Annotated in this window: 20 protein-coding genes and 1 other RNA gene; 16 read left to right on the top strand and 5 right to left on the bottom strand. The window is 32.9% G+C overall.

Translation table 11 applies throughout. The features are described 5' to 3' along the window. Positions 1 to 3: 3 nt before the first annotated feature. Positions 4 to 243 carry a FeoA family protein gene (locus GFU93_RS06875; protein ID WP_105296941.1) on the bottom strand — a complete coding sequence of 80 codons (240 nt, stop codon included), beginning with the start codon at positions 241 to 243 and terminating at the stop codon, positions 4 to 6. Between the two features lie 258 nt (positions 244 to 501). On the opposite strand from GFU93_RS06875, the gene GFU93_RS06870 reads away from it, so the two are divergent. From GFU93_RS06870 to GFU93_RS06855, 4 genes are all read left to right on the top strand, one after another. Then, a complete protein-coding gene (locus GFU93_RS06870; RefSeq protein WP_255448661.1) occupies positions 502 to 1,710 on the top strand; it encodes an OmpP1/FadL family transporter in 1,209 nt (402 codons plus the stop codon). A 10-nt stretch (positions 1,711 to 1,720) separates the two neighbouring features. Next, positions 1,721 to 3,136, top strand: coding sequence for an SGNH/GDSL hydrolase family protein (locus GFU93_RS06865; protein WP_160568247.1), 1,416 nt, complete (start codon positions 1,721 to 1,723; stop codon positions 3,134 to 3,136). A gap of 117 nt (positions 3,137 to 3,253) precedes the next feature. Beyond that, complete coding sequence (locus tag GFU93_RS06860) at positions 3,254 to 4,189, top strand: ribose-phosphate pyrophosphokinase (protein ID WP_105296944.1); 936 nt, start codon at positions 3,254 to 3,256, stop codon at positions 4,187 to 4,189. A 7-nt stretch (positions 4,190 to 4,196) separates the two neighbouring features. Beyond that, on the top strand, positions 4,197 to 4,778 hold the full coding sequence (locus GFU93_RS06855; RefSeq protein ID WP_105296945.1) for a 50S ribosomal protein L25/general stress protein Ctc: 582 nt from the start codon (positions 4,197 to 4,199) through the stop codon (positions 4,776 to 4,778). Positions 4,779 to 4,923: 145 nt separating this feature from the next. Here the strand turns inward: GFU93_RS06855 and GFU93_RS06850 are convergent, their stop codons facing one another. Both GFU93_RS06850 and panC read right to left on the bottom strand, forming a co-directional pair. After that, a complete protein-coding gene (locus GFU93_RS06850; RefSeq protein WP_160568245.1) occupies positions 4,924 to 5,952 on the bottom strand; it encodes a lysylphosphatidylglycerol synthase transmembrane domain-containing protein in 1,029 nt (342 codons plus the stop codon). A 270-nt stretch (positions 5,953 to 6,222) separates the two neighbouring features. Then, a complete protein-coding gene (panC, locus tag GFU93_RS06845) occupies positions 6,223 to 7,065 on the bottom strand; it encodes a pantoate--beta-alanine ligase (protein ID WP_160568243.1) in 843 nt (280 codons plus the stop codon). 104 nt (positions 7,066 to 7,169) lie between these two features. Between panC and GFU93_RS06840 the strand changes: the two genes are divergently transcribed. From GFU93_RS06840 to tssD, 5 genes are all read left to right on the top strand, one after another. Next, positions 7,170 to 7,979, top strand: coding sequence for a glycogen/starch synthase (locus GFU93_RS06840; RefSeq protein WP_160543046.1), 810 nt, complete (start codon positions 7,170 to 7,172; stop codon positions 7,977 to 7,979). A 7-nt stretch (positions 7,980 to 7,986) separates the two neighbouring features. Continuing rightward, positions 7,987 to 9,501, top strand: coding sequence for a DUF4270 family protein (locus GFU93_RS06835; protein WP_160568241.1), 1,515 nt, complete (start codon positions 7,987 to 7,989; stop codon positions 9,499 to 9,501). A gap of 39 nt (positions 9,502 to 9,540) precedes the next feature. Continuing rightward, complete coding sequence (gene glmS, locus GFU93_RS06830; protein ID WP_105296950.1) at positions 9,541 to 11,385, top strand: glutamine--fructose-6-phosphate transaminase (isomerizing); 1,845 nt, start codon at positions 9,541 to 9,543, stop codon at positions 11,383 to 11,385. A gap of 171 nt (positions 11,386 to 11,556) precedes the next feature. After that, complete coding sequence (gpmI, locus tag GFU93_RS06825; RefSeq protein ID WP_160568239.1) at positions 11,557 to 13,080, top strand: 2,3-bisphosphoglycerate-independent phosphoglycerate mutase; 1,524 nt, start codon at positions 11,557 to 11,559, stop codon at positions 13,078 to 13,080. A gap of 248 nt (positions 13,081 to 13,328) precedes the next feature. Beyond that, positions 13,329 to 13,724 carry a type VI secretion system tube protein TssD gene (gene tssD, locus GFU93_RS06820; protein WP_160543050.1) on the top strand — a complete coding sequence of 132 codons (396 nt, stop codon included), beginning with the start codon at positions 13,329 to 13,331 and terminating at the stop codon, positions 13,722 to 13,724. A 31-nt stretch (positions 13,725 to 13,755) separates the two neighbouring features. On the opposite strand, the gene rnpB is transcribed toward tssD, so the two are convergent. Continuing rightward, positions 13,756 to 14,068: RNase P RNA component class A (rnpB, locus tag GFU93_RS06815), an RNA gene on the bottom strand. Between the two features lie 83 nt (positions 14,069 to 14,151). Between rnpB and truB the strand changes: the two genes are divergently transcribed. Next, entirely contained in the window at positions 14,152 to 14,826 is a 675-nt protein-coding gene (gene truB, locus GFU93_RS06810) for a tRNA pseudouridine(55) synthase TruB (RefSeq protein WP_160568236.1), read from the top strand. A gap of 31 nt (positions 14,827 to 14,857) precedes the next feature. Here truB and GFU93_RS06805 read toward each other — a convergent pair whose 3' ends face one another. After that, positions 14,858 to 15,637, bottom strand: coding sequence for a DeoR/GlpR family DNA-binding transcription regulator (locus tag GFU93_RS06805; protein WP_105296954.1), 780 nt, complete (start codon positions 15,635 to 15,637; stop codon positions 14,858 to 14,860). Positions 15,638 to 15,971: 334 nt separating this feature from the next. Between GFU93_RS06805 and GFU93_RS06800 the strand changes: the two genes are divergently transcribed. The 6 genes from GFU93_RS06800 (at position 15,972) to GFU93_RS06775 (ending at position 22,327) form a co-directional block, all read left to right on the top strand. Next, positions 15,972 to 16,778, top strand: coding sequence for an MIP/aquaporin family protein (locus GFU93_RS06800; RefSeq protein WP_185150484.1), 807 nt, complete (start codon positions 15,972 to 15,974; stop codon positions 16,776 to 16,778). Positions 16,779 to 16,843: 65 nt separating this feature from the next. Next, positions 16,844 to 17,494 (top strand): fructose-6-phosphate aldolase, encoded by a 651-nt coding sequence (gene fsa, locus GFU93_RS06795; RefSeq protein ID WP_160543052.1) that lies wholly within the window; start codon positions 16,844 to 16,846, stop codon positions 17,492 to 17,494. 51 nt (positions 17,495 to 17,545) lie between these two features. Continuing rightward, positions 17,546 to 18,967: a sn-glycerol-1-phosphate dehydrogenase gene (locus GFU93_RS06790; protein ID WP_160568234.1), complete on the top strand. Its 1,422-nt coding sequence runs from the start codon at positions 17,546 to 17,548 to the stop codon at positions 18,965 to 18,967. 68 nt (positions 18,968 to 19,035) lie between these two features. Continuing rightward, the gene (locus GFU93_RS06785) at positions 19,036 to 19,899 is read left to right on the top strand and encodes an HAD-IIA family hydrolase (protein ID WP_160543054.1); all 864 of its coding nucleotides are present in this window, start codon (positions 19,036 to 19,038) and stop codon (positions 19,897 to 19,899) included. A 4-nt stretch (positions 19,900 to 19,903) separates the two neighbouring features. Beyond that, complete coding sequence (locus tag GFU93_RS06780; protein ID WP_160568232.1) at positions 19,904 to 20,614, top strand: L-ribulose-5-phosphate 4-epimerase; 711 nt, start codon at positions 19,904 to 19,906, stop codon at positions 20,612 to 20,614. 33 nt (positions 20,615 to 20,647) lie between these two features. Then, positions 20,648 to 22,327 carry a ribulokinase gene (locus GFU93_RS06775; protein ID WP_160568231.1) on the top strand — a complete coding sequence of 560 codons (1,680 nt, stop codon included), beginning with the start codon at positions 20,648 to 20,650 and terminating at the stop codon, positions 22,325 to 22,327. Positions 22,328 to 22,347 lie beyond the last annotated feature (20 nt).

The following is a 22,347-nucleotide window of genomic DNA, read 5'->3' as shown; positions in this document are numbered from 1 at the left end:
TTTCTATTGCATTTCTATCAATATACAATCTGCTTCTTCCTTACGTAACATAACCGTGCTTTTCTCTTTACCGTATTCAATAAAAAGAGGACCGTTCCAAGGAGCCTGACGTTTTAATTTAACAAAAACGCCGGGAACTATTCCCATTTCTAAAATCTTAGTGGGTATATCTTCTTCAGAAAATCCTATAACTTTTGCTTGTTGTGCTGGTTTTAAAAATGAAAGGGATTTATGGGTAAGCATGATTTTATAACTAAACACCTTTTTAATATTCTCAAGCAAATATATGAATTATTTGTATTTAATCTAAATAAAATCAAAAATTATTTAATAGACAAGATACCAAAAGTTTCCTAATATAAAACTACCACTAAAACTTAAGGTATATTATCAAATTAAAAATTAAAGAAATAGAAATTTATTAATTTCTTAAAAATCCTATAGTTTTGCTACACTATGACATTTATAATGATGAGAAAAGCAGTATTTATGTTCTTTATTATGACATCTATTATAATGCAAGCAGGAGGGTTTAGGGTATCACTTCAAGGAGCTAGACAAGCAGCTATGGCACACACCAGTGCTCACACCAGAGATGCAAGCGTTGCTTTCTTCAATCCGGCAGGTATATCATTTATACCCTCAAAATTTAGCATTGCAGCGGGAACTTTCATAATAATGGGAAAAGCTGATTTTCAAAATAAGCCTACTTTATATAAAACAAAAACAGATAATCCGGTAAGTACGCCTTCTCTGTTTAATATTGCCTACAAAGCCACTGATAAACTATCCGTTGCTTTTAGCTTTACTACTCCTTTCGGAAGCAGCGTCGATTGGGGACAAAATTGGGAAGGTAAAGATTTAATTACTAAAATTACTATTCGGTCGTATTTCTTTCAACCGACTGTAGCCTATCGTCTAAATGATTGGTTTAGCGTGGGTGCCGGATATATATATGCATTAGGAAGCGTTAATCTGCAAAAGGCTATATCTTCAATAGACGGAAGAATGAAACTGGTTGATAAAAATGCAACCGGTAATGGGTATAATGTAGGTATGTATATCAGACCGATTAAAGATTTGGATGTCAGTATAGCCTATCGTTCCAATATCGATATTCATGCGGTCAATGGAAAAGCCCGGTTCTACCTTCCAAAATCATTAGTTGGAAGTGAATCATTTCCAACGGAAAATGACCGATTTAATGCAAAGTTACCCCTAACCTCTGAAATCACACTCGGATTAACCTATAGGCTTTTACCTCAATGGACGATTTCCACCGATTTGAATATTTCAGGATGGAATAAATACAAAGCTTTGACAATTGATTTCAATCAAAATAAGGTAGGCAATGATCCCAACGATCCAACGATATCCACATCGCCTAAAAATTTACATAACACTCATACATTTAGAGTGGGTTCAGAATATTCCGTATCTGATAAGTTGGATGTTCGTTTAGGATACTACTACGATCCTTCACCGATCAGTAAAGACTATTGGAGTCCGGAAATGCCAAGTACAGATAATAATGCCATAACAGGAGGTATTGGTTATAAATTCTTAAAAGATAAATTAATGCTTGATTTGACAGGAATGTATTATGTAGGTAATTCAAGAAAAGTGGTAAATAAATTTTATAATTTCAAAGGAGATGTCAAGATGCATAGCTTTATGTTCGGGCTGGGATTAGCTTGGAATCCTTTTTAAAATATTAGAAATGAGTAAGAATATACTAATGCTTTGGTTAGGAATGTTTATTTTTTTCCTTTCATGCAATAATGACTTTAATGAAGATATAAATACCGTATTTAGTTCGGGAGATGCAAATTTTTCTAAATATATAGCCTTAGGAGATTCATTTACTGCAGGTTTTAGAGATAATGCACTGTATATATCAGGACAAAAAGAATCCTTTCCGTCAATGATTGCCGAGCAAATGAAGCGTTCAGGCTGTAAGGCATTTAATATTCCTTTTATGGCAGATGAATTAGGAGGAATTCCGAGTGCAAAAGTGGAAAATAAAAAAATATTGGTAGTAGCAGAGGGTTCTCTTGCTCCGGTTACCAGTGCGGGCGTAGGAACAACTACTCTTGCAAATATTTATTCAAAAGATGGATATCAAAATATGGGTATACCGGGAGCTAAATCATTTCATTTGCTTGCGGCGGGATATGGAAATCCGACTCATTTAGCTTCCAAAAAATCCAATCCTTATTTTGTACGATTTGCTTCTAAGCCCAATGCAACGGTGGTAGAAGATGTAATGGGACAAAATCCTACCTTTTTTTCTTTATGGATTGGAATTAATGATATTTTAAGCTATGCCACTTCCGGAGGAGATGGATCGGCTGTGATTACAGATATTTCAACTTTTCAGAATGCTTATAGTACATTGGTACAAACACTTAACTCAAATTCGGCAAAAGGAGTGGTAGCTACAATTCCGGACGTTACCGATTTTCCTTTTTTCAATAAAGTTTCGTCCTTACCTTTTAAAGCCAATCAATTTACACCGCAGCAAATAAAAAATTTAAATGCTTCCTATCAAAAGTATAATTCCGGTTTGGATCAAGCAAAAGCAAAAAATATAATTACAGAAGAAGAAGCCGCAAGTAGAAAAATTGTTTTTACGGAAGATAAAGCTAATGGAGGAGTAATTATAGATAAGAATTTAACAAATTTAGATGCGATGGGACTTCCTTCTATAAGGATGTCTACATCAAAAGATTTATTTTTATTATCAGTATCTACCATTTTAAAAACGGGTGGAGGAACCTCAAAACCTATAGAGGATCAATATGTTTTGACCGATAAGGAGATTCTAACCATCAAAGAAGCAACTCAAGCATTTAATGAGAGCATTGAAACTGTAGCAAAACAGTATAATCTGGCAATCGCAGATACAAATTCACTAATTAAAAATTTAAAAACAAAAGAAGGTATTCTTTACAACGGAGTAAGTTATACCAATGAATTTATAACAGGAGGATTTTTTTCATTGGATGGTATACATCCAACCGGAAGAGGGTATGCCATTATAGCTAATGAATTTATTAAAAGTATAAACTTTAAATTTAAATCGAATCTTCCTTCCGTTAATCCTAATCTATATCAAGCAGTTAAGTTTCCTTAAAGATAAAGTAAATATTAAATAAAACTGAACAAATTTTGTTCAGTTTTATTATGGTATGATTAAAAAAATCATAAATTTGCAGTACTCGTTTTCAGAAAATATTTTTAACACATATAAATGATTCAACCAGTCCATATTTTCTCGACTAGAGAAAGTGTTTCTTTAGCAGAAAAAATATCACAAAGTTATGGAATGCCCCTAGGGAAAATGAGTTTCTTTGATTTTAGTGATGGTGAATACCAACCCTGTTTAGAAGAATCGGTAAGAGGTTCCAGAGTCTTTATTATAGGGTCAACATTTCCACCGGCAGATAATTTGATGGAAATGTTGTTAATGATAGATGCTGCAAAAAGAGCATCTGCAGATAAGATAACAGCAGTAATTCCTTATTTTGGTTTAGCGCGTCAAGACAGAAAAGATAAACCTCGTGTTCCGATAGGAGCAAAATTGGTAGCCAATTTATTGACTGCTGCCGGTGCAACGCGTGTTATGACTATGGATTTACATGCTGATCAAATTCAAGGATTTTTCGAAATTCCGGTTGATCATCTATTTGCGTCTGCAATATTTATTAATTATGTAAAATCACTAAATCTAGACAACTTAACTATTGCATCTCCGGATATGGGAGGAGCAAAAAGAGCAAGAACCTATGCGGGATATTTAGATGCTGATGTGGTTATTTGTTATAAGGAAAGAAAAAAAGCCAATAATGTCGATTTTATGACTTTAATTGGAGATGTTAGAGGAAGGAATGTGATTTTAGTAGACGATATGATTGATACTGCAGGGACTTTAACTAAAGCGGCTGATATATTAATGGATGCAGGAGCAACCAGTGTACGAGCCATGGCAACACATGCTATTTTTTCAGGTGCTGCTTATGATAGAATCAACGATTCTAAATTGGAGGAAGTGATTGTAACTGATTCAATTCCTTTAAAAAATACTTTGGTAAGTAAAATAAAAGTGTTATCTTGCGCCCCTTTGTTTGGAGAAGTGATGAACTTGGTACATAACAGAGAATCAATAAGTAAAAAATTTATAATGTAAATATTATATGAAATCAATTACAATTCAAGGAGAAAAAAGAGAAAGCGTAGGTAAAAATTCTTCAAAAGCCTTACGTAATGCTGAAAAAGTTCCTTGTGTTGTTTATGGAGAAAAAAATGTAATCCATTTTTCTACTAAAGAAAGAAGCTTTACTGATTTAGTTTATACTCCTGAAGCACACACAGTTACTTTGGAAATAGATGGAGAAAAAATAGATGCTATTTTGCAAGATCTACAATTTCATCCGGTAACAGATAAGATAATCCATGCTGATTTTTATCAAATAAATCCGGAAAAATATGTTACTATGGAAGTACCTGTGGTAATAACCGGTAGAGCAAAAGGAGTTGTTAGAGGAGGTGTATTACGTGTTAACTTAAGAAAACTTAGAGTTAAAGCCCTTCCTGCAAATTTACCGGATGAGATTGTTATAGATGTAACTTCTCTAGATGTTGGTAATAAATTTGAAGTATCTAAAGTTGAATTAAAAGATTACCAAATATTGCATCCGGCTAATACTGTAATTGCAGCTGTGAAAACATCTAGAAATGTTAAGGCTGCTTCTGCAGATGACGAATCAGAAAACTAATACTCATAAAGTTTTCGAAATTAATTTAGAATCTATAGTATTCTATATAAATCAAAATAAAAGCTGTTCAAAACGAACAGCTTTTTTATTTTTTATAAAATATAACTAATTTGTTATAATTAAAAAGTTTATCACTTTTTTAATTTTAAATTATTGTTTTTTCTTTATTCCTTGTGAGCATAATTATTGAAATGATTCCCATTATAATCATTAAAACCATTTGTAAACTGTGAGCAAGTATTGCATAAGAATAGCCAATATCTTTACCTTCATCTAGAGATTTTCCGGATTGTAAATATAAAGCCGAAAACCCGATCATCATTGCAAGGTGAAAAGCACCTATGCCTCCCGAGGCAGGTACTAACATGCCTAAAGTTCCTACGGCTAAAATATAAAAGCCTGTTTGGATAGGAAGAGAAGAAGTTTCGGGCAAGGCAAAAACTACAAGATAAGAAGCAAAAAAATAACATATCCATATTCCGAAGGACAATAAAATAAACTTCACTCTTTGTTTTAATTTAAAAACTGAAACTAATCCGTCAATAATTCCTTTTATGAAAAATACTATTTTTTTAATAATTGATAATTGAAGCAATTTTTTTCTGAATACATACATTAGAATACAGCATAATAAAATTACGACAAGTATAGAAATATAAAGTGTGTAATTTTTTTCATCAGGATTATTCGTTTTATTCTTACTTAGTAATTCAAAAAAAGACAGTAATGTTGAATAATTAAAAACTAAAGCTAAAAGAATAAAAAATAACATAAAAAATAAGTCGATAATTCTTTCAGTAACGATTGTCCCAAATGAATTGGTAAAAGGTACTTTTTCAACGGTTTGTAAAGCAGTTGCTCTTCCTATTTCTCCCATTCTTGGAATTCCTAAGTTTAAAAAATACCCAAATGAAAGAGCCCATAAAGCATTCGAATTTTTAATTTTATAGCCCATGGGTTCTAAAAGTAAATTCCATCGGACAGCTCTGATCCAATAAGCTCCTAAACCGAAGATAGCAGCCATGCTTATCCAAAAATAGTTTGCTTTTTTTGCAGTTGATATGGTTTTTTCTATAAAATCACCACCTAAGCTTTTAGAAACTAAAAACATTAGTCCACCGGCAATTATAACAGATATACAAACTGTAAGAATATTTTTTAATTTTTTATTCATGTATTCAATGTATTATTCAGACCAAAATAATAATTAATCGTATAATCTCCAAAATCAAAAAACTTAAAAATAGTAAAAATATAAATAGTTGAAAAATTGTAATAATTAAACATAAATATAATAAATTTATATTTAATATATTATAATTTAAATAAATAGTTAAGGTTGTAAGATAAATATTATTTAAATTAAGATTAAGTATTTATAATTTAAAAATAAATACTGTAATAGTTTTTTAATGGTCTGTAATGATATAATTTATTTTATTCTTTATCTTATTTGAATGTTATCAATCAAACGGATGTCTCCGGAATGGACTGCTATAAAAGCCCTATAGTGTTTAGAAGGGTCAAAAGACTGAGCCGTTTGTAATGATTCTTCTTCAGTTATAGTAAAATATTCCAATTTTAAATCTGAATTGAGATACAATTTTTCAATTTTGCAAATCACATTTTCAGGAGCATAATGGGATGATAATTCTTTAGCTTTAAGTAATGATTGATATATAAATAATGATTTTTTCTTAAATTCCTCAGTAAGCCTCATATTACGCGAACTCATAGCTAAACCGTTGGATTCACGAATGATTGGCATTCCTAAAATCTCGACAGGCAATTGTAAAGTTTTGACCATTTGGCGGATAATTTGTAACTGTTGAAAATCCTTTTCACCAAAATAGGCTTTGGTAGGCTGAACTTGTAATAACAAACGCTTTACGACCGTTGCCATACCTTGGAAATGACCCGGGCGAAAAGCTCCTTCCATAACAACATCCAATCCGTTCATATCTATTGATTCACATTCCAACCCATTTGGGTATAAATCTTCAACGCTTGGTAAGTATAATGCATCGCAACCGACACTTTCCAATTTTGCAATGTCTGCTTCTTCCGTTCGAGGGTATTTAATCAAATCCGCTTGATTATTAAATTGGGTAGGATTTACAAAAATGCTGCCTATAGTATATTGATTATCTTCAATAGCTTTTTTAAAAAGAGAAAGGTGGCCTTCGTGAAGTGCACCCATAGTAGGAACAAATCCTAAAGTTAATTTTTTAGCGTGGATATATTGAATGAAATCAAATAATTCATTTCTGGTTTTTAATAATAACATACTTTAGATTTAAATGACGAATGTCATGGTTTAAAATGCAAACTTACTACAGTTTGATTAATTTTTTGTAACTTTGTTAAATTATAATCAGCCTTCAATTTATAATGAGTTCAAAAAGAATACTTCACGTTACTTCAGAATTAGTACCATACTTTGACGAAAATCCGATTTCATCAGGAGTTTACAATTTAGCCAAACAAATGTTTGCACAAGGAAATGATGTTAGAATCTTTATGCCTAGATTCGGGCAAATAAATGAAAGAAGATTTCAGCTTCACGAGGTAATCAGGCTATCAGGTATGAATTTGATTATAAATGACCTAGATCAGCCATTGGTTATTAAAGTAGCTTCACTTCCGGGAGAAAGAATGCAAGTTTATTTCATTGAAAATCATGAATATTTCAAAAGAAAATCTCCCTATAAAGATGAAGCAAATGAATGGTTTGAAGATAATGATGAAAGGGCTGTTTTCTTTACCAAAGGGGTTTTAGAAACAATAAAAAAATTAAATTGGATACCTGATATCATTCATTTACATGGATGGATGGCCAGCTTTTTACCAATTTATTTGAAAACAAATTATGCTAATGATGCATTCTTCAGTGATATAAAAGTTATCACTTCGGTTTATAACCAAGGAAGTAACGGGATTTTTAGCAATAATCTTAAAGATATTTTGGAATTTGATAATATAGATACAAGTAAATTAAATTACTTAACTGATAATAAATACGTAAGTATTATCAAAGAAGCCATGAAAGGATCCGACACTATTGTAAAAGGCGAAGAAGTTTTAATTGACGAATTGGAAGACATGTTTAAACAATCAAGCAATCCTAAATTTGATTTTATTCAAAATGAAGATGTCAAAGAAATTTATCACGTCACCAGCGAAATAAAGATCCAAGAGTAAAACAACTATGAAAATATTTAAGTCTCAAGTAAAGTTATTAGCTCTAACTTTACTTCCAACCTTTTTTTTATTAAGTTGTGAAAACGATACAACAGATATTGGAGCTAACCTAATACCTGATAAATTAGAAGGAAATAAAACATTTGTTGATCTGGTTGCGTATAATATTTCTAACAACGATACTATTCGAGCAGATTATAACACTCTAGGAAGTGGTTTGATCGGCATTTATGAAGATAATACTTTTGGGAAATCAAAAGCCTCTTTTAATATTCAAGTAAGACTAAGTACAGCCGATGAAATCAAGGGGACTATCCAGCAAGTCGATTCTGTTGTATTAAGCCTTAATCCGGCATTCAATTCCTCTTCTTACAAAGAAAAGAAAATCATTTTAAATCCTGGAAGTACCAGTGGTGTCGATACTATAAAATACGTTAAAAAATATACATTAGCTTCCTATTTAGGTAAAGCAGGTAATTCCATGGAAGTTAATGTAAATAGGATTAATACATTTTTGGAATCAACTTCTTCTAAGTTTTATTCCAATAAAACAGTTGATGTTGGCGATAAATTAGGAAATGCACTGTTAGGTGATTCACTGACCAGTATATCGGTAAAAACAAGTGATGGAAAAGTTATTTCAGAACCTACTGCTGCTGGATATAGAATAAAATTATATCCCGATTATTTCTACCAATATTTTTTCAGTAAAAAAGGAAGTGCAGATATTAGTGATAATTCACGATTTATTCAGTATTTTAAAGGAATTAAAATACAACCGGTCGATGAAAATTCTAAATTCATGTTCAATTTCCCGGTAAGCAAAATGACCTTAATTGCTTATTATAGATATAAAGATCAATCATCAGATAATTTTACACCTGCAACTTATTCATTTACCATGAATTCGGCTTATAATTCAATGGTAGGAGAATATAACTTTTATAATCGTAATACTGCCAGTTCCCAATTTAAGCAGCAAATGCAGAATCCGGATAAGCTGTCAGGTGAATCCATTTTATTTTTACAAGGTATGGGAGGGCCTTCCATTCATCTTAAATTAGATGATTCACAATTAGAAGCTATAAAAGATTCGGTACAAAATCACAATTGGGCTATTACCGGAGCAAAATTGAAATTTTATCTTACAGAAAACGTACAGTCAAAACCTGATTATATATACGGATATAATTATACTCAAAAGAAGTTTTTGCCTGATTTAACTTTTTATTCCGGTTTAGCGGGTTATTTCTTCAATCCAAAGTACGATTTTGAAACTAATCCCCAATATTATACACTGAATGTAACCAAACAAATCAAAGATATTGTAGAAAAAAATAAACCTAATGATGAAATACTTGTAGAAATGGGTAATTTTATAACTCGTTCTACCAACAGTAATGAATATTTAGGATATTCAAAGACGACAAGAGCTTATGAACCTTTCCGATTAACTTTTTATGGTAATAAAAATTCAGGAGATAAAAAGTTAAGATTAGAAATATTGTATACCAAAAATTAAATATATATTTAATATAAAAAAATATAAAAACATTAAATTATGTGTGGAATAACTGGATATATTGGAAATAAAAAAGCCTTACCCATAATATTAAACGGTCTAAAAAGGTTAGAATATAGAGGTTATGATAGTGCGGGCATAGTTTTAAATGAAAACGGAGCCTTTAAATTAAGAAAAACAAAAGGTTCAGTATCCGATTTAATAGCTAAATGTAAAGATTTAAACTCAGAAGCAACTGTAGGAATAGGCCATACAAGATGGGCTACCCATGGAGTTCCCAGTGATATAAATGCACACCCTCATATATCAAATAACGGAAAATTAGCAATTATTCACAACGGTATTATTGAGAATTATGGAACTTTAAAAATAATGCTTACCTCTAAAGGATATACATTTAAAAGTGAAACCGATACAGAAGTATTAGTGAACTTGATACAGTATATGCAAGAGACACAAAACGTAGATTTATCAACAGCTGTCAGATATGCTTTAAATGAAGTTGTAGGTGCTTATTCCATAGCAGTTATGGAAGTAGATCAACCGCAAGAAATCGTTGTAGCAAGATTAAGTAGTCCTTTAGCAATTGGTATAGGTGAAAATGAATACTTCGTAGCATCAGATGCCTCTCCTTTCATTGAATTTACCAATGAAGTCGTTTATCTTGAAGACGGAGAAATGGCGACCATAACTCTAAAAGGAGTAGATGTATATAAAATAAAAGATAATTCTAAAGTAAATCCACAAATTCATGAACTAAAAACGAGTTTAGAGAAGATTGAAAAAGGAGGTTATGAACATTTCATGCTAAAAGAAATCCATGAACAACCCAGATCTATTATGGATACCATGCGTGGAAGGCTATTAGTAGATGAAGACATAATTCAAATGGCGGGAATATGGGATTATCAAGAAAAATTTTTAAATGCAGAAAGGATAATAATTATTTCATGTGGAACTTCTTGGCATGCTGGTTTGGTTGGAGAATATCTTATTGAAGATTTAGCCAGAATACCGGTTGAAGTAGAATATGCCTCTGAGTTTAGATACAGAAATCCGATAATAACAGATAAAGATATCGTTATTGCAATATCTCAATCAGGAGAAACAGCAGATTCAATTGCTGCATTAAAATTAGCAAAAGAAAAAGGGGCATTTATTTATGGTATTTGTAATGTTATCGACTCTTCAATAGCACGTTTAACTGATGCCGGTTCCTATACTCATGCAGGACCGGAAATTGGTGTTGCTTCCACCAAAGCATTTACTGCTCAACTTGCCCTTTTGGCAATGATAGCACTTAAATTAGCTAAACATAAAGGTACTATAAGTAAAGAGCGATTCAATAGTCTAATCATAGAGTTGGAGACTATACCGGAAAGGGTAGCAGAAGTGATTAAAAATACAGAAAATCAAATTAAAAAGATTGCAGAGCAATACGTTGGAGCAGGAAACTTCTTATATTTAGGTAGAGGTTATAACTATCCTATCGCTTTAGAAGGTGCTTTAAAATTAAAAGAAATATCCTATATCCATGCAGAAGGATATCCGGCAGCAGAAATGAAACACGGACCTATAGCATTAATTGATGAAAATATGCCGGTTGTTGTCATTGCACCTAAAAAAGGATATTATGAAAAGATTGTAAGTAATATACAGGAAATTAATTCAAGAAAAGGAAAAGTAATTGCAATTGTTACCCAAGGCGATACCGTAGTTAAAGATATGGTAACCGAATCCATTGAAATTCCTGATGTTTCAGAATGCTTTACACCGCTATTATCCGTTATACCTTTACAATTGTTAGCATATTACATAGCTGTATTGCGAGGGGTTAATGTAGATCAGCCTAGAAATTTAGCAAAATCTGTTACCGTTGAATAAACACTAGATCATGAATTATTAAATATATAAAAGACTTGATTACCAAGTCTTTTTTTATTAGAAAAAAGAATGGATTATCGATATATATTCAACAAAAATCATAAAAATTCAGTAACTTTAAAATTAAAAATACGCATAAAAATAGATTAATTTTACAAAAAATAATAAATTATGAATAAAAAAGTAATCTTAATGATTCTGGATGGATGGGGAATAGCCACAGATAAAAGTGTATCTGCTATTGACCATGCTCATACACCTTTTATGGACAGCTGTTTTCAAAAATATTCCAATACCACCTTAGTAACTTATGGATTGGATGTTGGATTACCTAAAGGTCAAATGGGAAATTCAGAAGTTGGGCATATGAATTTAGGTGCAGGAAGAGTGGTTTATCAAAATTTGACGAAGATAAATTTAGCCGTAGAAAACGGAACCTTAGGAAATGAAGAAGAATTAAAAAAAGCATTTGAGTATGCTAAACAAAATAATAAACCGGTACACTTCATCGGGTTAGTATCCAACGGAGGTGTTCACTCACATATAAGCCATTTAAAAGCACTAGTAGAAGCGGCAAACTCTTCGAATGTGCCTAATGTTTTTGTACACGCTTTTACCGATGGGAGAGATTGCGATCCGCAAAGTGGTAAAGGTTTTATAAAAGATACGATCGAATTTTGCAAAGATAACAATGCAAAATTAGCTTCTATTGTAGGCAGATACTATGCTATGGATAGAGACAAACGTTGGGAAAGAGTTAAAATAGCATATGATGTAATGGTAAATGCTGAAGGAAATAAAACAGAAGATCCTTTACAAGCTATACAGCAATCGTATGAAGACGGAATTACCGATGAATTTCTTATGCCTATCGTTGTAACTGAAAATAATAATCCGGTAGCCAAAATACAAGAAGGAGATGTGGTGATCTGTTTTAATTTCCGTACCGACAGACCGAGAGAAATAGTGGATGTTTTATCTCAACATGACCATCCGGAAGTTGGAATTAAAAAATTGGATTTATATTTCGTTACTATGACGGAATATGATGAAACATTCAAAAACATTCATGTCATATTCAAAGAAGATACGATTAAAAATACAATCGGTGAAGTGATAGCAAATGCTGCTCTAAAACAAATCAGAATTGCCGAAACCGAAAAGTATCCACATGTGACATTCTTTTTTTCAGGAGGAGAAGAAAAAGTATTTGAAAATGAAAAAAGAATTTTAGCCCCATCTCCTAAAGATGTGCCAACATATGATTTAAAACCACAAATGGCTGCATATGATATAAGAGATGCTATTATTCCCGAATTAGAAAAAAAAGAAGTGGATTTTGTATGCCTCAATTTTGCCAATGCGGATATGGTAGGTCATACCGGAGTATTTGAAGCAGCAGTTAAAGCAGCAGAAGTAGTAGATGAATGTGCCGGAGATATTTGTAAAGCAGCGTTAGAAAATGGATATACAACTCTGATTATTGCAGATCACGGAAATTCTGATAAAATGAAGAACGAAGACGGCTCACCTAATACTCAACATACTACTAATTTAGTCCCTTTAATTGTAGTTGATAATCAAAAATACAATTTAAAACAAGGTAAACTAGGAGATATAGCTCCTACCATTTTAACATTAATGGGCTTACCTATTCCATCAGAAATGACAGGAAATGTTTTAATTGAGAAATAATTAGGAAAAATTTAAATTATAAAAAAAAGAGATATTTATAATATCTCTTTTTTTATTGTTATAAATAGTTGCTAAAATATAGAACAGTATGAGAATTAATTTCCGTTTATTTTTATTAAATAGAGATAAAGTTTGTCAAAATAGGACTATTTATTTTTAACAAGCATTTAACTAATGTAAAAATACTATCTACTTTCAAATACGTAAATTTGTAAAATTTGAAAAATTCACTAAAAATCATTATTATTATGTCATTTAGAGCACGATTAGAGGTAGCCGGAAGAAAATATAATATTATAAATGTAAATTATTCATTAGCGCAAGAAACAGATCCAACCGGGCGACCATCAGCACAAATTAGAGGAGGAAGAATTGAGATAACTCTAAGATCAACTAATGAAACTCGTTTTTTTGAATGGATGACTAATAGCTATGAAAAGAAAAATGGCAAAGTAGTCTTTACAAAAAAGGATTCTAACACCCCCTTAAAAGAATTAAATTTTACAGACGGTTATGTAGTAAAATATAAAGAAAAATTTGATTCCTTAGGATTAGGTAGATCCTCGATTACAGAAACATTTACCATATCAGCAAAGGCTATAAGTATGGGATTAGGGGAACATGTCAATGAATGGATAGGATAAAATCCATGCTTATTTTATACATATACAAATAAAAAAAAGCAAATCAATAAGCCGGATTTTGTCATTTTCATTACTGAAAAGCCTTGTTATTTATCTAGAATAAGAATTACTCCTTATTTCAATCTGCTTACCCCCCGGCATCGGACGGATAGCCCTTATCAATCCGGTATACATAGCATTGCACCTCACAGAGTTTACCTGATTTCACTACAGCCGAACTGTACTTCCTTTCTGTTGCACTGGTCCTCATCTTACGATGGACGGGCATTACCCGCTGTGATATCCTTTGGTGTCCGGACTTTCCTCTTCTATAAAAAATAGAAGCAACAAGGTTGATTTGCTTTTTACAAAATTACGATATTTTTCAATATTCAAAAATGGACTTAAAATATTAGTTGTTTATATTTGCTTTTAAATTTAGGAATGAATGGATTTAGACGAATTACTGGAAGGTAAAATATTTTTAATAGATAAGCCGTTAGATTGGACTTCATTTGATATAGTAAATAAAATTAAATGGAAAATAAAAAAGCAATTTAATTTAAAGAAAATCAAAGTAGGTCATGCGGGAACATTAGATCCCAAAGCAACCGGTTTATTAATTGTATGCGTTGGTAAAGCAACCAAACAAATACAACAAATTCAAGATGCATCCAAGATCTATTCCGGAGAAATTAAATTAGGAGTAGAAACTCCTTCCTATGACCTAGAAACAGAAGAGTTTAATCCCAAAGAATACAATCATTTAAAAATTAAAGATATTGAAGAGGCAGTACAGGATTTCATAGGGGAATCCATTAGTCAAAAACCTCCGGTATTTTCTGCTTTAAAAAAAGATGGGAAAAGATTGTATGAATTTGCAAGGAAAGGAATAGCTATTGAAGTTCCCTCTCGTGAAATTTCCATTTACGATTTTAAAATCACTAACATTAATCTGCCTTATGTGGAATTTTTAGTCCATTGCAGTAAAGGGACCTATATCCGTTCATTAGCTCACGATTTTGGACAAAGCTTAGGAGTTGGAGGGTATTTGACTAAATTGCGAAGAGAGAAAATTGGAGATTATGATGTCAAAGATTCAGATAATTCCATAATAACTTAACTTAACTTTTTGATAGTAAAGTCGATTTATTTTATCGTGCAATAACAACTTCAATACCTAAATCTTCGAATCTTTCAACATCTCTTTTTTTAATGCCTTCATCGGTAATTAAGACATGTATTTTATCCAAATCAGTTATTTTACCAAATCCCCTTTTACTAATTTTAGTAGAATCTGCTAAAACAATAACCTTTTCGGAATTTTGAATCATCAATTGATTCATTTTAGCCTCCATAGTACTTGAAGTAGAAAGTCCAAAATCAAAATCGACCCCATCGCCGCCAATAAAAAGTTTACTGCAAGAATAATTACTGATCATTAATTCCGCATAAGGCCCCATAACAGACCCGGACTTAGTTCGAACGTCTCCTCCCAGTTGTATTACATCAAAATTTGGATTACCGTATAATAGCATAGCCGATTTTAAAGAAGAGGTAAGAATGGTTAACTTAGTATAATTATTTTCAATTACCTGAGCAACCATCTGTGTGGTAGTTCCTGATGAAATCGTAATAAAATCATTATCTTCAATAAAATTAAGAGCCGCTTTGGCTATTTTTGATTTCTCTTCAACCTGTAGCGTTTCCTTTTTATTAACATGTCTTTCCTTAACAATAAAAGATTCTCGAGTTGCTCCGCCGTGGGTTCTGTATAATTTACCGATCTTCTCCAGATGAGTCAAATCTTTTCTAATGGTAACGGCAGACACATTTAATTTTTTACATAATTCAGTTACAGAAACATAATGATTGAAATTTAATTCTTCTAAAATTTCCTGTTGTCTTATATTATTTATGTTATTGTTCTTCATAGGTAGATATATAATGACATGGATGAAATTAAATGTAATACTTTATGATTCAAATTTACGAAAATATTTGAATTGTCAGAAGAATGTAACATAATTAGTTTCGATATTGAAAATAATTAAATTAATATATAAATAATTGTTAATCAATAACAAAGATAATAAATTAATTCTATTTAACCTATTTTTATACTAAAATTATTTTAATATTTATAAAAAAAAATTTTGTTTTATTATTGTTTAGTTTCGATTTAGTAAATACATTTGTTACGTTTTAATTATATAAAACACGAAGCTCAAAAAAATAAAATTACAAATCAAAACTAAATTAAAGATTATGGATTCAGTCATTGCAACAAAATTTATAGGAGAATTACTAGGTTCTTTTTCATTAATTGCCTTAGGATGTGGGATTAGCATGAATCTTACCTTAGACAAATCATACGGAGAAGGTAATAAGGCAGCATTAAGCGGGCCACTTGGCTGGGGTTTTGCTGTAGCTATGTCGGTAATTATTTCTTCACCATTTGATACGGGTGGGCATTTCAATCCGGCAGTTACCATAGCACAATGGACTGCAGGAGTTTTAGATCCTAAATTTGTTCTTCCGTATATAACAGCGCAATTTATCGGTTGTTTTTTAGGGGCTCTGCTTGTTTCATTTGTATATAGAGGTCATTTAACTGCTACTTCTTCAGATTCAAGTAAACTTTTAAGCGTTTTTGCAACCAATGCGTCTATTAGAAAAAATAACTCAATTCAGAATTTCTCGGCTGAAGCAATAGGTACTTTTTTCTTAGTATTTATAGGACTATCCATGAGTGCTAATCACGGAGGAGTAATTATTGAAAATTCAACAGGTATTCCTCAATTTACTCATTCGATGGTAGGATTTGGATCTTTAGGAGCATTACCTGCCGGATTTATGATATTTGCAATCGGTATGGCTTACGGAGGGGTTACCGGATGGTCTTTAAACCCTGCCAGAGATCTAATGCCTAGATTAGTTCATCAAATCCTCCCTTTAAAAGGCAAAGGAGATAGTGATTGGGGATATGGAATTGTGTACGCTTCCATTGCTCCAATAGTAGGGGGATTACTTGCTGCAGGACTGTACTTATTAGTTAAAGATTATTTTAATTAAAATAAAAACCTGACAATATGTTTTAAAACAATCAAATCAATTATAAAACCATAAAAAATAAAAAAATGAAATTTTTCATTGATACAGCAGATTTAGAGCAAATTAAAAAAGCTCAGGATCTAGGAGTTCTTGATGGAGTTACCACAAATCCCTCCATTATGGCAAAAGTTGGAATAACCGGAAAGGACAGCATATATGCTCATTATAAAGCAATATGTGAAATCGTAAATGGAGATGTAAGTGCAGAAGTACTTTCAACCGATTACGAAGGAATCATTAAAGAAGGAAAAGAATTAGCAGAAATTGACAAGCAAATAACTGTTAAAGTTCCTATGATCCATGATGGGATAAGAGCCATTAAATATTTTTCAAGTAAAGGAATTAAAACTAATTGTACCTTAGTTTTCTCACCCGGTCAGGCACTTCTTGCGGCAAAAGCAGGAGCTACCTATGTATCTCCCTTTATAGGAAGATTAGATGATATATCAACAGACGGTTTAAACCTGATAGCTGAAATAAGAGAAATATATGATAACTACGGTTATTCTACCCAAATACTAGCCGCATCCATACGATCTTCCATGCACATTATCAATTGTGCGAAAATAGGAGCTGATGTAATTACTTCTCCTTTAGCTCCCATACTTGATTTACTAAAACACCCATTAACTGATATTGGATTAGCCAAGTTTTTAGAAGACTCTAAAAAACTTTAAACTTAAATAAGAGACCATATCAATCACAAACCACAAAAAATAAAAAATAAAATGTCTAAAGAAAGCATTAAATCAGCTTTAAAACAAGCTACTGAAACAAAGTTTCTAGAAATAGAATCCAATATCTTAAAGGATGTACCGCAAATATTTAAGGAACAATTTCCCGGAAAAAAAGCAATTATTATAGCAGATCCTAATACCTATAGAGTAGCAGGAAAAAAAGTTCATGAGGCATTACATAAAGCCGGATTGGAAGGAGAAGAACCGTATATTTTAGATGATCCTAATTTATATGCAGATTATATATTTGTAGAGAAAATAAGAGATTATTTAAAAGATAAAGACGTAACACCTATTGCGGTTGGTTCAGGAGTTATAAACGATCTTACGAAACGAGCAAGTTCCGAACTAAAACGACCGTATATGTGTGTTGCTACTGCCGCATCCATGGATGGATATTCTTCGGCAGGAGCATCCATAACCAACAAAGGAGCAAAAATCACTCATGCCTGTGAAGCTCCCCAAGCCTTAGTAGCTGATATTGATATTATTGCTGCTGCTCCCCCTTTGATGACCGCTTCCGGATATGCAGATTTATATGCTAAAGTAGTATCCGGAGCAGATTGGATTTTAGCTGCAGAATTAGCCGATCCCAATCATCCTAAAAAAGGTATTGAGCCCATGACTAGTGCATGGAATATAGTACAAGATGGATTGGCTGAGGCATTGCAAGATCCGGCAGGAGCAAAAAATGGAAATCCAAAAGCCATTGAATTATTAACAGAAGGATTAATGCTAGGCGGTTTCGCCATGCAATCCATGGAATCATGGGGGGCAGGAGTAAGCCGTCCGGCATCCGGTTCTGAACATCAATTCAGCCATCTTTGGGATATGGAGCATCACACATTCAAAGGAGAAATGGCTAAAAAATTCGGTTTATATCCTAATCAAGATGAACAAGCCCCTTCTCATGGATTTAAAGTAGGCATTGGCACATTGGCAATTACCGCTTTGTATGAAGTAATGTTAAAAGAATCTATAGACCGGCTTGATGTTGAAGCGGCAGTTGAAAAATGGCCGTCCCTGGAAGCTCAATTAAAAGAGATAGACGAAATGTTTGCAGGGACAGAAATACATCCCTTTGCTGTTGCCCAAACTACAGATAAATACGTTACCAAAGAGGAATTAAGGGAGCAGTTAAATAAAATTAAAAAGAATTGGCCGCAATTAAAAGAAAAACTAAGAAATCAAGTTATACCTTTTGAGGAAACAAAAAAACGATTGGCAGCCGTAGGAGCACCTGTTGAACCGGAAGAAATCGGTATTACCAGAAAAAGACTCAAAGATAGTTTTTACAGAGCACATAAAATCCGAAGCAGATATACAATTTTAGATTTTGCTTACAGAGCAGGATATTTTGATCTATGGATTGAAGAATTATTCAGCGAAAAAGGAGCATTAAAAGGAAAATAAATTAAAAGGATATTCATGTAATAGAAAAATTACATGCTTATACTTTATATCTTTTAAATATAAATTGTATGAATAATTATATCACAGATATAAAAAAGACTTCAAATGTTCTTTTAGAAAAAGTAAAAAAGCTGAAGCATGTAGCTTTGGATATGGATGGAACGATTTACAATGGCTCAACCCTATTTCCCTATACAGTAAGCTTTTTAAATCAGCTTAAAAGATTAGGCATAAGCTATTCATTTCTTACCAATAATCCGTCTAAAAGTATTTCAGACTACCTGCAAAAATTAGAAGGATTAGGAATTGATGCTTCAGAAGAAGAAATGTACTCATCCGCAGTAGCAACCATAGATTACTTAAAAGCGAAACATCCACAAATTAAAAAATTATTCATATTGGGAACCCCCAGTATGATCAAGCAATTCAATAAGGCAGGATATATATCTACTGAAGACTCAGCACAAGATGAGCCCGATGCGTTAATTGTTGCTTTTGATATGACCTTAAATTATGAAAGATTATGCAGAGCAGCTTGGTGGGCGAAACAAGGAAAAATTTATATAGCAACCAATCCCGATAAAGTTTGTCCGACCGACAAACCGGTAGTTTTAGTTGATTGTGCTTCTATATGTTCATCTATAGAAACCGCTACGGGAAGAAAACCGGATATAGTGTTGGGTAAACCACAAAAAGAAATGTTAGACGGCATATTGTCAGCGAAAAATTTAGAGCCGGATGAAGTGGCTATGGTAGGAGATCGCATTTACACAGATATGATGATGGCTCATAATGCCGGAGCTTTTGGAGTATTAGTACTAACCGGAGAAGCTACGTTGGAAGATGCAGAAAAAGCTGATCCTGAATTGGATATTGTCTTGCCGAGCATAGAGGTATTAGGCAACCTGATAGAATATTCACATATAAAATAAAGCTATGAAAAAATATGCTCAAATAAAAGAAGAAGCATTCGAAGGCAATAAATTATTACCCCAATTGAATTTAGTTTTATTTACCTGGGGTAACGTAAGTGTCGCAGATCACAATCAAGGAGTTTTTGCTATTAAACCTAGCGGAGTGCCCTATGATAAGTTAAAGGTCGATGACATGGTGCTGGTTGATTTTGACGGTAAAGTGGTCGAAGGTAAACTTAGACCATCATCAGACACACCCACCCATGCCGTTTTATACAAGCATTGGAAAGACGTTAACTCAATTGTACACACCCACAGTACCTATGCTACCGCTTGGGCGCAATCTTTATTGGATATTCCCATATTCGGTACAACCCATGCAGATCATACCATTTCTGATATACCTTGTGCTCCGCCTATGAGTGATGAGATGATCCTAGGAGACTATGAATACCAAACAGGTTTCCAGATTCTCAATATTCTTAAAGAAAAAAAATTAAGTCATAAAGAGATGGAAATGGTATTGGTAGGAAGCCATGCGCCCTTCACCTGGGGTAAAACAGCTGAAAAAGCAGTTTACAACAGCGCGGTTTTAGAAAATGTAGCGAAAATGGCTTATTTAACAAGGCAAATAAATCCCCAAGCCCCGAGATTGAAAGAAGCATTGATCCATAAACATTACGAAAGAAAACATGGAGCGAATGCTTATTATGGACAAGAAAAAAACAAATAATTACTATAAACCAACTGAATAAACAAAAAAATGATGAGCATTTCAAACAATTTAGTAATCGGTGTTGATTACGGAACTGATTCAGCAAGAGCCATATTAATGGATGCTGAAACCGGCGAAGAATTAGCACTCTCAGTAAAAGAATATCCGAGATGGAAAAAAGGTATGTACTGCGATCCGGTAAATTACCAATTCAGGCACCATCCCTTAGACTATGTTGAAGTATTAGAATATATAATTAATGAAGTAGTCAGTACAGTTCCGGTAGCAAAAGAAAGAGTTAAAGCATTAGCAATAGATGTTACCTGCTCTACTCCGGTAGTAGTAGATAAAGAAGGTACACCCTTAGCATTACGAGAAGACTTTTTAGATGATCCCAACGGGATGTTTATCTTATGGAAAGATCATACAGGAATAAAAGATTGCGAACATATCAACGAATTTTCCAAAAAATGGCATACCGATTATACCCGATATTCAGGAGGAGGTGGAAATTACTCTGCAGAACATTTTTGGGCTAAAGCTCTTCACATATTCAGAAAAGATCCCAAAATAAAAGAAATCGGGCATTCTTTTGTAGATGCCTGTGATTGGCTCTCCAATTTAATTATAGGGCTAAAAAAACCGGAAGACTTGAAAAGAAACATATGTACAGCCGGATTTAAAGTGTTGTGGAATAAAGAATGGGGAGGATATCCACCTAATGAATTCTTTAAAGAATTAGATCCCGTTTTAGATGGAATTGTAGACACCTTTTCAAAAAAAGTGTATACCTGTGTAGAAACGATAGGAAATTTATCAGAAGAATGGGCTAACCGATTAGGATTAACCACAGCAGTTAAAGTAGCTGCCGGAAATATTGATGCTCATGCAGGAGGAATTGGAGCAGGAGTAAAAAATAAAGCTATTGTTCAAATTATCGGGACATCCACATGCGATATTATTGTAGGACCTAAAAGTGAAAATAATCCGTTAATTCCGGGGATATCCGGTCAGGCAGATGATTCCATAATTCCCGGAATGGTAGGTTACGAAGCAGGACAATCCGTTTACGGGGATTATTATGCTTGGTTTAAAAGGGTTTTAATGTGGCCGTTGAGGGAAATATTTGCAAAAATCGAATATATAGATAAAGAAACCAAAGATAAAGTAATTCAGGAAGTTTATGATAAAATGATTCCTGAATTGGCCAGACAAGCAAAGCTCATACCGGCAAAAGACAGCCATATTATAGCCACTGACTGGATAAATGGAAGAAGGACTCCCAATGTTGATTATGAATTGAAAGGTACTATCACAGGGTTGGCATTATCCAGCAGTACTCCTTTACTGTATAAATCCATAGTAGAAGCAACCGCATACGGGTCAAGGGCCATTGTAGAACAATTTATAAACAATGGAATTGAAATAGAGGAAATTATCGCAGTAGGAGGAATTTCTCAAAAGTCTCCTTATGTAATGCAAATTTTATCAGATGTTTTAGGCAAGCCTATAAAAGTTATCGCAACCAGAGAAGCATGTGCCTTAGGAGTGGCGATGTGTGCAGCTGTAACCGCCGGAATTTATTCTAAATTGGAACATGCTCAAGAAAAAATGGGAATGGGAATTTCAACAATTTACTATCCTAACGAACAAAATCACCAACATTACAATGTTGAATATGAAAAATACAAACGGTTAGAAAAAGTAAAAGAGCTAACCGGAAAACCATAATATTTCGGAGACGGAGGATA

It is taken from the genome of Apibacter sp. B3546 (assembly GCF_009827885.1).
Lineage (GTDB): Bacteria > Bacteroidota > Bacteroidia > Flavobacteriales > Weeksellaceae > Apibacter.
This window is presented reverse-complemented; position numbering and strand designations above follow the sequence as displayed.

Bases quoted from the DNA above. Each gene is read 5' to 3' on its own strand.
- GFU93_RS06875 (WP_105296941.1), bottom strand. From the start codon at position 243: ATGCTTACCCATAAATCCCTTTCATTTTTAAAACCAGCACAACAAGCA.
- GFU93_RS06870 (WP_255448661.1), top strand. From the start codon at position 502: ATGACATCTATTATAATGCAAGCAGGAGGGTTTAGGGTATCACTTCAA.
- GFU93_RS06865 (WP_160568247.1), top strand. From the start codon at position 1,721: ATGAGTAAGAATATACTAATGCTTTGGTTAGGAATGTTTATTTTTTTC.
- GFU93_RS06860 (WP_105296944.1), top strand. From the start codon at position 3,254: ATGATTCAACCAGTCCATATTTTCTCGACTAGAGAAAGTGTTTCTTTA.
- GFU93_RS06855 (WP_105296945.1), top strand. From the start codon at position 4,197: ATGAAATCAATTACAATTCAAGGAGAAAAAAGAGAAAGCGTAGGTAAA.
- GFU93_RS06850 (WP_160568245.1), bottom strand. From the start codon at position 5,952: ATGAATAAAAAATTAAAAAATATTCTTACAGTTTGTATATCTGTTATA.
- panC (WP_160568243.1), bottom strand. From the start codon at position 7,065: ATGTTATTATTAAAAACCAGAAATGAATTATTTGATTTCATTCAATAT.
- GFU93_RS06840 (WP_160543046.1), top strand. From the start codon at position 7,170: ATGAGTTCAAAAAGAATACTTCACGTTACTTCAGAATTAGTACCATAC.
- GFU93_RS06835 (WP_160568241.1), top strand. From the start codon at position 7,987: ATGAAAATATTTAAGTCTCAAGTAAAGTTATTAGCTCTAACTTTACTT.
- glmS (WP_105296950.1), top strand. From the start codon at position 9,541: ATGTGTGGAATAACTGGATATATTGGAAATAAAAAAGCCTTACCCATA.
- gpmI (WP_160568239.1), top strand. From the start codon at position 11,557: ATGAATAAAAAAGTAATCTTAATGATTCTGGATGGATGGGGAATAGCC.
- tssD (WP_160543050.1), top strand. From the start codon at position 13,329: ATGTCATTTAGAGCACGATTAGAGGTAGCCGGAAGAAAATATAATATT.
- truB (WP_160568236.1), top strand. From the start codon at position 14,152: ATGGATTTAGACGAATTACTGGAAGGTAAAATATTTTTAATAGATAAG.
- GFU93_RS06805 (WP_105296954.1), bottom strand. From the start codon at position 15,637: ATGAAGAACAATAACATAAATAATATAAGACAACAGGAAATTTTAGAA.
- GFU93_RS06800 (WP_185150484.1), top strand. From the start codon at position 15,972: ATGGATTCAGTCATTGCAACAAAATTTATAGGAGAATTACTAGGTTCT.
- fsa (WP_160543052.1), top strand. From the start codon at position 16,844: ATGAAATTTTTCATTGATACAGCAGATTTAGAGCAAATTAAAAAAGCT.
- GFU93_RS06790 (WP_160568234.1), top strand. From the start codon at position 17,546: ATGTCTAAAGAAAGCATTAAATCAGCTTTAAAACAAGCTACTGAAACA.
- GFU93_RS06785 (WP_160543054.1), top strand. From the start codon at position 19,036: ATGAATAATTATATCACAGATATAAAAAAGACTTCAAATGTTCTTTTA.
- GFU93_RS06780 (WP_160568232.1), top strand. From the start codon at position 19,904: ATGAAAAAATATGCTCAAATAAAAGAAGAAGCATTCGAAGGCAATAAA.
- GFU93_RS06775 (WP_160568231.1), top strand. From the start codon at position 20,648: ATGAGCATTTCAAACAATTTAGTAATCGGTGTTGATTACGGAACTGAT.